The sequence below is a fragment of the Companilactobacillus huachuanensis genome, assembly GCF_005404815.1.
GTDB classification, from domain to species: Bacteria; Bacillota; Bacilli; order Lactobacillales; family Lactobacillaceae; genus Companilactobacillus; species Companilactobacillus huachuanensis.
Genome location: NZ_BJDF01000021.1, coordinates 1 through 12979 on the forward strand (window position 1 = coordinate 1; position 12979 = coordinate 12979).

Sequence of the window (12979 nt, forward strand, 5' to 3'; positions counted from 1 at the left end):
CTCTTGGACTTATAGATATGTCCGAAAAACTTGAGCTTATTCAAAATACCTAATTAATGAACCGCCGTATACGGAACCGTACGTACGGTGGTGTGAGAGGTCGGTACATAAGGTACCTCCTACTCGATCAGCAATTGAATACTCTCAGCTCTGGAAACGGCATACTTAACTATACTTTCAACCTTTAGTAAGTTAATATTAGTTTTTCATAATATCTCTAAAAAAATCAATTGTAATATCAAAAAGCGGCTTGAGAATTGCCAAGATCATCAATGACAGATCAACGAACAGCAACTTAATCATCCAAGCAACCGACATGGTTGTTGTAAAGTGGAAGTAGAGGGCAAACAAGCCCAAGAATACCGCGACGAATGCGAAAATATAAATAATAACTAGTCCAATCAATTCTTCCGTTCTGTTTTCTGTGTGATCCATAATAATCTCTCCTTTGAAGCCGAGCGTAAATTTCCCCATTAACACCCCACACTTTGTATACGCTTACATTATATCATTTTTGGTAATTAAAAAGTCATTGGAATTGCACTAAACACTGCTAAATAGGGATGTTGACAGAATCTTTCAACAAAAAAAGTTCGTTGACCCTCACCGGATTAACGAACTTTTTTATAGATTTAAATATTTACTTTCGATATAGTAACCGTCGCTTAATTCAGCCCAAACACTGTAGTTATCGAGTTGAACAATTTTATTAACGAAAACATCTTGACCACCACGATAGCGTTTATTATCCATATCGCCATAAGGTGTCTTCCAAGCGGTAATGTATTGATCTTGATAATACATTACTCTAACTGAACGCTTGATTGCCATATTATCAATAACTGAATACGTATAACTAATATTACTGGCAGTCTCAGCTAGGGGACTATTTAACATTTCTTGACGAGGGGGTGTCTGTTTGATGATCCGTGTTTTGATGCCTTCGGTACTAGGAATCCAAATATTACCACCTAAGTTATACCAGAATGTCTTGTTATAGGTTTCTTGAACGGCACGATAAACTTTCCAAGTAGTTCCGTAAGGTAATGTCTTTTCTAAGGGAACTTTGTTAAGAGGTTCACTGAAGACGTGCACATTATTGGTTGTTTCTACGAAAAGATTTTTGTTGATTTTAAAATCTTTAACTGGCAAAACATTGTAGACGTATTCTTGTTCCTGAACCCGTGAAGTAAATTGACCCTTGGCACTTCTGGGCGAATGAACTAAGAAATGGTTAGCTTCTTCAAGTGGCTGCGTATCGAATTCACGATTTAAGTCACCTTCAAGATACTGTGGATCAGAGATTAATTTTCCGTCAGTGTTACGGTGATAAACGATTACCGGAGCTGACAATTGATTAGCATAAACTAAATAGATTCCGTCAGAATTAGGGATGAACGTCTGTTGAAAGTTTGTGACTGATGACAAAACAAAGCCGGGTATTTCCTTCCAAGGAATATCTAATTTGTCTAGATAATGCCCCTTGATCATAGTGGAGTCAGAAATATCCTTGCCGAGGGAGTCAACATAGTGAACCTCGATTTCAACATCATCGCGAGCTAATTTTTTTATTTTAGGTGAGAGTACATTATTTTTCATAGTTCTTTCCCCGTTATGGGAGAAGTCGTGCATATTTTTCTTTCCCATAAAATTCCCTTCTAACATTGAATTTAGTGTAATTCTAACATGAAAAAAATTCTCTAATTAGCTTTATGTAGGTATCTTAAAGATACTTAAAGGAAACCTAATAAAGAGTAAAGAAATATTTAAACTTTTTAGTAATAATTTGGAAGAAAACAGGCTTAACTAAAACAAATGTCAAATATTCTTTCTCAACATTTAAATCATTTTAATTAAAATATAATTGTCCAAACTGATTATATTGACAAATTGTAAAGTGATATAATTCTTATACTAAATAATGTAAGGGGTTTAATGATGAGGAAATCACAAAAACGTTGGTTAATAATATTACTATTTATTTCCATATTGTCTGCCTCTTCGTTTAATCGCAGATATAAAAAGGTAAAAGCTGACGAGGCGGAAGTTACTGAAGTAACCCCATATAAAAAGCCTAGTGGTAACGCAAATTCATTTCTAGGTATTCCTACTAGGAGTGGATATATTTTACAACCTGATGAAAAAACTTATATTCAAGTCAATCAGACAAAGACAATCAATGCCGATGCTAGACGTTCCTTGGCGTCTCAACTTCTAGGGGTAGGTTTTCCGATTCGTAGATATCAATGGTATAAATCAACGGATGGTAAGACTTGGTCAGAAGTGCCAAAGAAAGAGTCTGGTCGAGAGAAAAAGCTGCCACTTACACCGACCGAAACGGGAACCACATATTATCAAATGGAAACTTATTGGGGAACGTTATTAGGTTGGGTTAGATCAAAACAACTATATTCCAATGTTGCGACAGTTTATTCGGTTCCTGATCCAGTCGATGCTACGAGTGTTGAAGTAACGACCGATGATGATTATTTATATAATTCAGTTAACGATATTGTCAATATTGAAACATATGCCCATGCTATTCCAACTCCAGAGAATTTTACTGGTACAGTATCATGGAGTATTGATAACACCAACTTAGCAACAATCGAAGAAGATACCGGTCTAATTACCGCTAATACGAATCGTCTTGGTGGGGTTGTTACAGTTACTGCAACGTTGCATAATCCAATTGGAGACGATATTACCGGTTCAACTGAAGTCTTGATTGGCGGTGGACTGGAAGATCAGACAGTAAAAGCCGGGAAGACAGCTACCTTTGACCTCCGTGGTAATATTGGTGATCTAGATGATGAAGATGAGGATTCTGATGGAGACAGTGATTATACCGTTAAATGGTATAAAGAAGATCCAATCACACACGCCAGAACTCAGATTTTAAAGGATCAACCACAAGCACTTTCATATACCACTCCAGAAACAACTTTAGATGATGACGGGACGATTTTCTTAGCCATTATTCAAGTTAAATATAACGGCAAAACTTATTCCTACACAACGGAAGATGCTTATTTGCACGTCTTGCCTGAGGGTGGCCCAAATCTGGAATTGCATGATACCCTGACTAACAAGACTTTCCAAGACAAAAATGATACTGATACCGTGATTTTTGGCGTTAATAATGATGATTTAATTAGATATAATGATACAGTTACGAACGAAAGTACCTCAGGAACTTTGAGCGATGCTGACTATACATTGCCTTTGCGCAAAGGAACTCAAGTTGCCAGTGTTAAATTAGATGGCACGGATACAACAAATTATAAATTAGTTGATAACGATGATACTAATAGCACGGATTTAGTGATTTCCGGCTTGAATTTCAAAATCAATGAGAGCCATGATATTGAAGTTGATACCACGGTTACCGGAATTGATTCGAAGACAAGTTATACGTCAGTGCCATATATAACTGGTAAAAATGACGATAATGAAACATATCAAAAATTTGGAACTGAAGAAACTCTGAATTATACAACTAATTCAGTAGTCGTTAATAAGGTAAATGATATCGATTATGGAACCATCAATTCCATTAGTGCTGCAAAAACCCTATCACGTCCAGATGAGTTGAACTTACCAAATAATATGATTGAAATAGAAGATATGCGCAGATTCAAGAAGCCTTTGAAAGTGTCAGTTTCCCAAACGACACCATTACAGACTGATTCAGGTGATGTCTTTGCTGGACAGTTAAGATTTTACAAAGATGGCCAATATACCAACCTCCTAGAACAATCAGCTGTGGTTGCTGAAACAAAAGAAGATGAAGAACTTGTTTCACTTGGATGGGAGAAAGAAAACGGAATATTGTTATATCTCGAATCTAAATGGAATGTTGCAGGTGTCTATAAAACCCAAGTCAATTGGACAATTTCAGATAGTGTTTAATCAGGTAGAGGCCAATTGTATTACATAGTAGAAACACAAATGATCAATTATCTATCAAGTATGTAGGTAATTGGTCATTTTTTTGTTCGGAAGGGATGGGAGCAAGACGACAAAAAAGCTCGACCAAAATCCCTCAGGACTTGATCGAGCTTTTATAATCAGCACCACTAAATTTGGCAGTTAAACTACTCTTCAGTATCAGGTGCACTATACTTAGAAATTTTAATTTCATCTTTATCGAGATGTGCTTCTAGTTGCTTATCCTTAGCGTAATCCAAGTAATAATCAGCAACCTTATCTTCAATTTGTTCCTCAATCACACGACGGAGTGGACGAGCACCCATCTTAGGATTGTAGCCCAAATCTACTAGTTTATTCTTAGCATCTTTTGTTACATGAATGCTTAGTCCTTGATCAGCAATCATCTTGTTAGTGTCAGCCAACATGAGATCGACGATCTTCAATAGATTATCTTTTGATAGTGAATTGAATTCAACGATACCGTCAAATCTGTTCAAAAATTCTGGTTTAAAGAATTCTGACAAACTATTGATAACTGAATTAGTTGTTCCAGCCGATTCAGCACCGAATCCAACGTTAACTTCTTGTTGCATGCCTTGTCCGGCGTTAGAAGTCATGATGATGATAGTATCCTTGAAACTAACAGTTCTACCTTGAGAGTCTGTTAAACGGCCGTCATCGAGGATTTGCAAGAACATGTGCATAACATCTGGATGAGCTTTTTCAATTTCGTCTAGCAAAATCAAACTGTAAGGATTACGACGAACTTTTTCAGTCAATTGACCGGCTTCTTCGTAACCAACATACCCTGGAGGCGAACCAATCAACTTAGAAACTGAATGTTTCTCCATATACTCAGACATATCGAAACGAATCATTGAATCTTCAGAACCAAATAGTTCACGAGCAAGTTGTTTAGCAAGTTCAGTCTTACCAACACCGGTAGGTCCTACGAATAGGAAGGAACCGATTGGACGACCAGACTTGTTAAAGCCAACTCTGTTACGACGAATAGCTTTGGCAACATCACCAACAGCTTTGTCTTGACCAATAATGTGACTCTTAAGGTCTGGTTCCAGATTCTTCAATTGTGATTGTTCGTTAGATTGAAGTTCACCAACTGGAATGTTAGTTTTCTCTTCAATAATCTTTTCAATCTCTTTATCAGTTACGGTATTTTGACCAGCGGGTTCATCTTTATTGCTGTTCTTCATATCTTGGAATTTAGAAACTTGATCACGATAGTAGGCAGCTTTTTCGTAATCTTCATTACGAAGGGCAGCTTGCTTTTGCACTTCGGCATCTGAAATCTTGTTATCTAAGTCTTCCATATCAACGTGATTAATTTGCAAATTCTTCTTTGATCCGGCTTCATCAATCAAATCAATGGCCTTATCTGGCAAGAATCTGTCTTGAATGTAACGAGCTGATAATTCAGCAGCTGCTGTAATAGCGTCATTTGAATATTTTACATGATGATAATCTTCATATTTAGGTTGAAGACCTTTTAGGATTTGAACAGTTTCGTCAACCGTAGGCTCGTTAACTTGAACGGGTTGGAGACGACGTTCCAAAGCTGAATCTTTTTCGATTGTCCGATATTCGTTCAAAGTAGTTGCACCGACAAGTTGAAGTTCACCACGGGCTAGGGCAGGTTTCAAAACATTACCCGCATCCATGCCGCCTTCAGCATTACCAGCACCAACAATTTCATGAATTTCATCGATAAATAGGATGATATCAGTTTGTTTTTGAAGTTCGTTGATCAATTGTTGCATTCTTTGCTCGAACTGACCACGAACGCCGGTGCCTTGAACTAGTGAGACAACATCAAGTCTTACGACTCGTTTGTGTTGTAATTTTTCAGGTACATCACCGTCGACGATTTTTTGTGCTAGACCTTCGACAACGGCTGTTTTACCTACACCAGCTTCACCAATTAAGACAGGATTGTTCTTAGTTCTTCTATTTAATATTTCAATTACTCGACTGATTTCCTTGTCACGACCAATTACGGGGTCGATTTGTCCTTTTTTAGCAAGGGCAGTAAGATCGACACCATATTGATCTAAGACTCCGTTACCTCGAGGTTTACGGCCATTAGTTCCACCGTTACCCGTTTGAGTTTGAGGACCTTGTTGCTCGAAAGCATCAGGTTGTTGTGCGCCATTCAAAGCGTTGAACAAGTCTTCGAAACTAGAAAATCCACCGTTTGGATTTTGTGCCATATTATTCATACCTTCGTTAGCTTGATTTCTTAACTTTTGATAACAGTCTTGGCAGAGATTGATTTCCGTCCGTTGACCATTAACACTCGTATATAGATGAATTGTTGCTTCATTCTTATGACAATTTTGACATAACATTCGCACCCCACCTTTCCTTTATCAAAGGATACAACGGTAGTATATAATTAGCACTCGGGTAATGCAAGTGCTAAGTCTTGAATTTTTTAAAAATTATTAAGTTAATGGTATAAAAATAAATTTTTTCAAATTTATGTGAAAAAGAATGATAATATAAACGCTTTCAGGCTCTAGTGTTGTAAGCGTTAAACGTCTTATCACACTTGACTTATCTCAAGGTTTTTTGGGCAAAGCCCTTGTGAAAATTTGAAGATAATGGTAAATTAATTAGTGAATATTTGTAGTACAGCTACAGAATTTTATAATTATATGGTGAGGTATTTATTATGGAAAAGAAAGAATTTCACATTATTGCAGAAACAGGGATCCACGCACGTCCAGCTACTATGTTGGTACAAGCAGCAAGCAAATTTAGCTCAGATATCAATATCGAATTCTCAGGTAAATCAGTAAACTTGAAGTCAATCATGGGTGTTATGTCACTCGGTGTTGGCCAAGGTGCTGACGTTACAATTACAGCTGATGGTGACGACGCTGCTGATGCAGTTGCTGCTATTGCTGATACTATGACAAAAGAAGGTTTGGCAGAATAATGGTTAAAACTATTAAGGGAATTGCAGCCAGTGATGGTATCGCTACTGCTGAAGCATACCTTTTAGTTCAACCAGATTTGTCTTTCACAAAGAAAAGTGTTTCAGATGCTGATGCAGAAGTCAGCCGTCTTAAGGATGCTATTTCAACATCAGATGATGAACTAACTAAGATTAGAGATATCGCTAAGGAATCTCTAGGTGAAGAAGAAGCTCAAGTCTTTGATGCTCACAAGATGATTTTGGCTGATCCAGAATTTACGGGTGCAGTTGAACAAGAAGTTACTGATAAGAAAGTTAATGCTGAACAAGCATTACAAGATGTCTCATCAAACTTCATTGCCATTTTTGAAGGAATGACAGACAACCCATACATGCAAGAGAGAGCAGCCGATGTTCGCGATGTTACAAAACGTGTCATGGCTCATTTGTTAGGTGTATCACTTCCAAACCCAGCATTAATCGACCACGATGTCGTTATTGTTGCACACGATTTGACACCTAGTGATACTGCTCAATTGAACAGTTTTGTTAAAGGTTTCGTTACTGATATCGGTGGTCGTACAGCCCACTCAGCTATTATGGCACGTTCTCTTGAACTACCAGCTGTTGTTGGTACTGATACAATTACAACCGATGTTAAAGAAGGTCAAAAAGTTATCGTTGATGGTTTGAACGGTGCTGCTATCATTGATCCTTCAGAAGACGACATCAAACATTACAATGAATTGGCAAAGAATTTTGCTGACGAAAAAGCTGAATGGGAAAAATTAAAGAACGAACCTTCAGTTACAGCTGATGGCAAACACTTTGATATTGCTGCTAATATCGGTACACCTGATGATTTACAAGGTGTTATTGACAATGGTGCCGAAGGTGTTGGTTTGTATCGTACAGAATTCTTGTACATGCAATCAGAAAGCCTTCCAACCGAAGAAGATCAATTCAAGGCCTACAAGAAGGTTCTTGAAGGCATGAAAGGTAAGTCAGTCGTTGTCCGTACTATGGATATCGGTGGTGACAAGCATTTGCCATACTTACCACTTCCTGAAGAAATGAACCCATTCTTAGGCTACCGTGCTATCCGTATCAGTTTGGATAGACAAGAAATCTTCAGAACTCAACTAAGAGCTTTGCTACGTGCATCAGCTTTTGGTAACTTACGTATCATGTTCCCAATGATCGGTACTTTGCAAGAATTTAGAGATGCTAAGAAGATTTTTGAAGAAGAAAAATCTAAATTAGTTAAAGACGGTGTTAAGGTTTCTGACGACATTCAATTAGGAATGATGATGGAAGTTCCAGCCGCTGCTGTTCTTGCAGACCAATTTGCTAAAGAAGTTGACTTCTTCAGTATTGGTACAAACGATTTGATTCAATACACAATGGCTGCTGATCGTGGTAATGAACATGTTTCATACCTCTACCAACCATATAACCCTTCAATCCTAAGATTGATCAAGCATGTTATTGAATCAGCTCATAAAGAAGGCAAATGGGCCGGTATGTGTGGTGAAGCCGCTGGTGACAACACAATGCTTCCATTGCTTTTGAGTATGGGTCTTGATGAATACTCAATGAGTGCTACTTCAGTACTTCGTGTAAGAAGTTTGATGAAGAAATTGAGTACTAAAGATTTTGCTACATTGGCTGATCGTGCTGTTAACGAATCAATTACTAATGAAGATAACAAGAAGCTTGTTGAAGAATATTTGAACAAGTAATAATTTTTAAAAGAGACTCTGCAGAGATGCTGGTCTCTTTTTTTGTTTTTTTACACTTATTGGATGAAAAAATAACTAGAATATCATGGATATATTGGGCTTATTATTGCGGGTTTATGATTGATTGCAAAGATTTAAATTAAAATTTTTATACACATATATATTCTATTGACAGTGTTCTTGTTCTGAAAAACATGTAAGAATATAAATTATATTCATTAAATAAACACTTAAGGAGGCTATTATTTGTGATTAAAAGCAGCTTAACAAAGGATGATTGGAAGCATATCATGCTACTGTTAAAAAGAAATAATGTTTTTGATTTTTTGAATAAATATATCAGATTCTGTCAATTTTTAAGTATTCAACTCTATATACTCTTCATTGCAATATTTCTTTTTAACAAGCCTAGCCTTTCAGTTCAATTAAAAGTCATATATATAGTGGAATGTTTAATTTGTATGATTATTTTCCTTTTTATTTCTGAATTTATCGGATGGTACATATACATAAATGGAAATGTGTCATTTTTAAGTAAGAACAATCCGGTCATCTTTTTCTTACATGAAATGAATATTGATGCTGCCAAAAAAATAGAAGGATTTCACTCTTTGACTGATATCAAATTTATTGAAGAAAGATTGTTAAATAATTCAGATTACAATAAATTTGAATATATAGTTGATTCTAAGCATTTTTTTATTTTAATTCGCCCTATAAGTCGTAGGAATTCTATAACAAAGCAGCATTTTGCAATTATACCTATTAGAAAAAACAAAAATAATCTAAAGTTATTAGATTCAATTAATTCTATAAATCAATTATTAGGTTATACAATTCCTAATGTTATAAAAGTGAATGATTTGAATTAGGTAACAGATTTAAATTAATGGCACCCCCTTTCTAAGTTATGATTGATTTTAAATTTTGAATCTTCTTTGACTAGTCATAATATCGCTTGTTGTTATTCCAAAGTAAAATACCTCACCAATATACTTGATGAAGTATTCATAATTTATATTTTTTTATATTTTATATGCGAATCAATAATAAACGAATAATATAATTATAGAAAATCCAGAATATAAAACATTTTTCTTCATTTATTTATCTCCTTATCTCGCTGAAAATGTTGTAATGTAGGTGTTTTTAACCCACTCATTTGTTGCTACCCGAGAATAAAATTCATTATTAATTTCCCTATATTGATCTGTGTACCAAAGCGTCCCATTTGATAATGCTCTATTTGTAATAGGTTTTGGTGTGCCATCGTTACTAAAGCTATAAAGCCTACAAAAAGTACCATTACTGTTTGTTACGTTTATAACACCTTCTAAATAGAATATTTTGTCAATATCTTTTTGCTTATTTATTTCGCCATTTTGTGAATTATCTGTTTGAATGTTAGGATTATTAGCTGTTACGATATTATTCAAATCAGTTTGAGTTGAGTTAGTAAACAAGTGTTGATCAGGAGTTGCAGTTTCTAGGTGAGTTGGGTTGGAATACTTATCGTATTGATGTTCGTTTAAATTTGGCTTATGGATTAAAATACCGTCTTGGTAAATATATCCGCCGTGAAATTGCTCAATATAGTTTTGAAGTGCCTTTTTTCTATCTTGTTGAAGAAATTCATCAGTAAGTTCTGCAGCATTTACCGTTAAAGGCAATATAGCTGTGTGACTAAAAGTTGATATTGAGATAATAGAACAAGTGGTGACCATAAGCTTTTTCACTAATTTATTAGAGAACAAGCGACTGGAAAGCTTTCTTTTATTTTTCATAATGATAATCTCCTTTTTAATTTTGGTTATGTATATTTGCTTTTAGCATATCTAGGAACGAGACAAAACAAGTTTTGTATATTAGGTCTTGTCCTATTGTGATTGTACATAAATAAAAAATTTGATGATACGGAAAAAGACCGTTTTTACAGATTTTTCACATCCCTATTAAATGTTCATTTTTAATAGGGATATTTTTATGTCTTATCGCTTTTACTTAAGAAAATCCATTAATTTTCTGTCAAAATGAATCGTTGTTTTTGTTAGCTAACTGCATTTCCAAATATAGTTATATATTTCATTGTTTTTAGCTAACATGAATTTTTACGTGATGATATTATGGAACCACACAATAGTGAAAGGAAAGAACATTTTATTCAATCCAGAGTAAGGTTGATTCATAAGTATCGGTTGAGGAGGAGTTATGTATGTTTTCTATAAATTTCATTCTAGGATTAGCATTGTATTTTTTGGGGATTGTCCTTTGCCTTATTGGAATTTTCAAAGTAATAAGAATAAAAAAGGTTTTTCTTAATACGTATAATAAGTCATTATATAAGTTGGAAGTATTGTCATACACTTTAGCACTACAAAAAAAATATCCAGAAAAACTTTTATATATGGAGCATTTGTATAAAGTTGCTGAAGTATTGAAAGTGTCACTTTATATTGGAATAGGAGTAACATTATCACTTATTTATATGGTCCTTGAGTATGATGATTCTACAGGTATACGCTTGATATCAGTTTTTTTTTCAATATTCATTATTATATATATGTATATATGCAAAAAATTGATACATACTAAAAAAGATATGCTGGATTTTTTCTTTATTCAAAATAATGAAAATAATAAGCAAATATTAAATGCAGGGTTGGTTTATGCAGATGATGCACTAAACAATTATGGATTCATATATGTGGGAATATTAATTGTCATAGTGGGGTTAAACGTTATATGAATTTTTATATAATGTGATTTGTGTTTTAATGCCAGTCACATTTTTTATGACTCTCACAACAACATTTGCTCGAGCTGGCGGGAGTATGGGAGGCAGTTCCACTAGTAGCAGTACCAGTTCAAACGATGATTATGATAATTACCGTGGATACCGTAGTTATGGTAGTTATGGTGGCTATGGTAGAAATCGTTTTTCATTGATCGATGTTATTTTTTTAGGTTTTATAGGATTTTCATTTTTACATACTTAGCGACATAATCGTCGAGAAAATTATAAAATTCCTGAAACATATGATGTACTTACTCCAGAATTGAATGCTCATTTTGAACCTTTTTTCTATAAGGTAGAGGATGCCTGGACTAAAAACGATTTGGAAACTTTAAAGACACTGATGTCACCATACTATTACACGAAACAAAAGAGAATTATCAATGGATATATTCGTGGTCATAAAGTAGATCAACTTGATGGTTTGGTAATAATTGATTTGGAACAAGTCATTACACAATCAGATGAAAAAGTTCAGGTCATTGTGACTGCCCAAGCACGGGACTATTTTCAATATGATAATAAACCTGATAGTTATAATCAGCAGATTCAAGAAGATACCAATATCGAACGTTTTAAAGAAATTTGGACATTGAATTGGAAAGATGAAACTAATCTGCAACTTTGCAATATTAAAACAATTGGTTGATTTAATAGAATAGGAATTTTATTAGTAATTATTGCTATTCCGTTGTTGATTGGAGTAGCCGCCGATGTTTTGATGATGCTTTTTTCTTGGCTTATTCTGGATACAAAGTTGATAATTCAAAATTCTTTGATAAAAACTTTAGATCCAGAAAATCATAATAAGCTATCAGAATTTGTAAACGCTAATCAACCTTCAGACATTAAAAAGAGACCAGCAAATTTTGCTAGTCTCTTTTTAATGTCTGAAGGTTGAAAGGTGAAAAAGTGATATAACCGTTGTTGTTACAATCCACCATGTAACAGCGTAGTTAGGTATTGATCGGCCTGATCCTTACTAATATCAGGTTGCTCAAACAGGCACCATTCCAACATGACCACAATCAAATCACTATAGAACCGAGCCAACAGTTTTGTAGGTATACGTTCAGAAGTGCTAGGCAAACAATTTTCCACAATGATTTTATTAGCTTCATGTTTCAAATAATGTGCAGTATTATGCCATAAATGTGAATCAGCGCCGTTGTTATGCTTAATGTTCTCCAATAGTGGAATATGTTCGTGGAAGAAATCCAACAGCAAATTAAAAGTCTGAATCAAGCCATCTTCATTTTTTGCGACATTGGGAAGTTGTTGTAAAATATCATGACCAATATATGACCAGAGATATTCCAGTAAATCCAATTTGTCATCAAAATAATTATAAAAAGTTGCACGTGGGTATTCACTTTTTTGGCAAATATCGTTAACAGTTATTTTATCAAATTCCTGCTCAGCTAAGGATTCAAACATAGCAGTCCGAAAGGCTTTAAGCGTACGCTTTGCCCCAAGAGTCAGGTGGTTGTTAGTATCAATTTTCATTATTTGTTTCTCCCCAAAAGAATCATGTCTATTAAATGAGTCGGAGGTCGTCAGGGAAGTACTTGA

Annotated in this window: 12 protein-coding genes; 7 read left to right on the forward strand and 5 right to left on the reverse strand. The window is 34.9% G+C overall.

The annotated features are described in order from the left end of the window. Window positions 1-198 precede the first annotated feature (198 nt). Together FFM71_RS11000 and FFM71_RS11005 are read right to left on the reverse strand one after the other, a co-directional pair. The gene (locus FFM71_RS11000) at window positions 199-435 is read right to left on the reverse strand and encodes a hypothetical protein (protein ID WP_137612226.1); all 237 of its coding nucleotides are present in this window, start codon (window positions 433-435) and stop codon (window positions 199-201) included. A gap of 189 nt (window positions 436-624) precedes the next feature. Beyond that, entirely contained in the window at window positions 625-1647 is a 1023-nt protein-coding gene (locus FFM71_RS11005) for a MucBP domain-containing protein (RefSeq protein ID WP_137612227.1), read from the reverse strand. Window positions 1648-1935: 288 nt separating this feature from the next. Between FFM71_RS11005 and FFM71_RS11010 the strand changes: the two genes are divergently transcribed. Then, window positions 1936-3912, forward strand: coding sequence for a hypothetical protein (locus tag FFM71_RS11010; protein WP_137612228.1), 1977 nt, complete (start codon window positions 1936-1938; stop codon window positions 3910-3912). 185 nt (window positions 3913-4097) lie between these two features. On the opposite strand, the gene FFM71_RS11015 is transcribed toward FFM71_RS11010, so the two are convergent. After that, window positions 4098-6299: an ATP-dependent Clp protease ATP-binding subunit gene (locus tag FFM71_RS11015; protein ID WP_137612229.1), complete on the reverse strand. Its 2202-nt coding sequence runs from the start codon at window positions 6297-6299 to the stop codon at window positions 4098-4100. Between the two features lie 326 nt (window positions 6300-6625). Here FFM71_RS11015 and FFM71_RS11020 point away from each other — a divergent pair, with 326 nt between their 5' ends. The 3 genes from FFM71_RS11020 to FFM71_RS11030 all read left to right on the forward strand — a co-directional run bounded on the left by FFM71_RS11020 (window position 6626) and on the right by FFM71_RS11030 (window position 9485). After that, complete coding sequence (locus FFM71_RS11020) at window positions 6626-6892, forward strand: phosphocarrier protein HPr (RefSeq protein ID WP_041500491.1); 267 nt, start codon at window positions 6626-6628, stop codon at window positions 6890-6892. Then, a complete protein-coding gene (gene ptsP / locus FFM71_RS11025; protein WP_137612230.1) occupies window positions 6892-8613 on the forward strand; it encodes a phosphoenolpyruvate--protein phosphotransferase in 1722 nt (573 codons plus the stop codon). The genes FFM71_RS11020 and ptsP overlap by 1 nt, the downstream gene beginning before the upstream one ends. Before the next feature lie 248 nt (window positions 8614-8861). After that, window positions 8862-9485 carry a hypothetical protein gene (locus tag FFM71_RS11030; RefSeq protein WP_137612231.1) on the forward strand — a complete coding sequence of 208 codons (624 nt, stop codon included), beginning with the start codon at window positions 8862-8864 and terminating at the stop codon, window positions 9483-9485. Window positions 9486-9728: 243 nt separating this feature from the next. Here the strand turns inward: FFM71_RS11030 and FFM71_RS11035 are convergent, their stop codons facing one another. Next, the gene (locus FFM71_RS11035) at window positions 9729-10397 is read right to left on the reverse strand and encodes a hypothetical protein (RefSeq protein ID WP_137612232.1); all 669 of its coding nucleotides are present in this window, start codon (window positions 10395-10397) and stop codon (window positions 9729-9731) included. A 428-nt stretch (window positions 10398-10825) separates the two neighbouring features. Here FFM71_RS11035 and FFM71_RS11040 point away from each other — a divergent pair, with 428 nt between their 5' ends. The 3 genes from FFM71_RS11040 to FFM71_RS11045 all read left to right on the forward strand — a co-directional run bounded on the left by FFM71_RS11040 (window position 10826) and on the right by FFM71_RS11045 (window position 12056). Beyond that, window positions 10826-11359 (forward strand): hypothetical protein, encoded by a 534-nt coding sequence (locus tag FFM71_RS11040; protein ID WP_137612233.1) that lies wholly within the window; start codon window positions 10826-10828, stop codon window positions 11357-11359. Window positions 11360-11387: 28 nt separating this feature from the next. Then, window positions 11388-11609 (forward strand): hypothetical protein, encoded by a 222-nt coding sequence (locus tag FFM71_RS13460; protein WP_223876534.1) that lies wholly within the window; start codon window positions 11388-11390, stop codon window positions 11607-11609. A gap of 120 nt (window positions 11610-11729) precedes the next feature. After that, window positions 11730-12056 (forward strand): Tim44 domain-containing protein, encoded by a 327-nt coding sequence (locus FFM71_RS11045; RefSeq protein ID WP_137612234.1) that lies wholly within the window; start codon window positions 11730-11732, stop codon window positions 12054-12056. 281 nt (window positions 12057-12337) lie between these two features. On the opposite strand, the gene FFM71_RS11050 is transcribed toward FFM71_RS11045, so the two are convergent. After that, window positions 12338-12913 carry a TetR/AcrR family transcriptional regulator gene (locus FFM71_RS11050; protein WP_137612235.1) on the reverse strand — a complete coding sequence of 192 codons (576 nt, stop codon included), beginning with the start codon at window positions 12911-12913 and terminating at the stop codon, window positions 12338-12340. Window positions 12914-12979 lie beyond the last annotated feature (66 nt).

Excerpts from the sequence above, each read along its gene's own strand:
- FFM71_RS11000 (WP_137612226.1), bottom strand. The coding sequence starts at position 435 with ATGGATCACACAGAAAACAGAACGGAAGAATTGATTGGACTAGTTATT.
- FFM71_RS11005 (WP_137612227.1), bottom strand. The coding sequence starts at position 1,647 with ATGGGAAAGAAAAATATGCACGACTTCTCCCATAACGGGGAAAGAACT.
- FFM71_RS11010 (WP_137612228.1), top strand. The coding sequence starts at position 1,936 with ATGATGAGGAAATCACAAAAACGTTGGTTAATAATATTACTATTTATT.
- FFM71_RS11015 (WP_137612229.1), bottom strand. The coding sequence starts at position 6,299 with ATGTTATGTCAAAATTGTCATAAGAATGAAGCAACAATTCATCTATAT.
- FFM71_RS11020 (WP_041500491.1), top strand. The coding sequence starts at position 6,626 with ATGGAAAAGAAAGAATTTCACATTATTGCAGAAACAGGGATCCACGCA.
- ptsP (WP_137612230.1), top strand. The coding sequence starts at position 6,892 with ATGGTTAAAACTATTAAGGGAATTGCAGCCAGTGATGGTATCGCTACT.
- FFM71_RS11035 (WP_137612232.1), bottom strand. The coding sequence starts at position 10,397 with ATGAAAAATAAAAGAAAGCTTTCCAGTCGCTTGTTCTCTAATAAATTA.
- FFM71_RS11040 (WP_137612233.1), top strand. The coding sequence starts at position 10,826 with ATGTTTTCTATAAATTTCATTCTAGGATTAGCATTGTATTTTTTGGGG.
- FFM71_RS13460 (WP_223876534.1), top strand. The coding sequence starts at position 11,388 with ATGCCAGTCACATTTTTTATGACTCTCACAACAACATTTGCTCGAGCT.
- FFM71_RS11050 (WP_137612235.1), bottom strand. The coding sequence starts at position 12,913 with ATGAAAATTGATACTAACAACCACCTGACTCTTGGGGCAAAGCGTACG.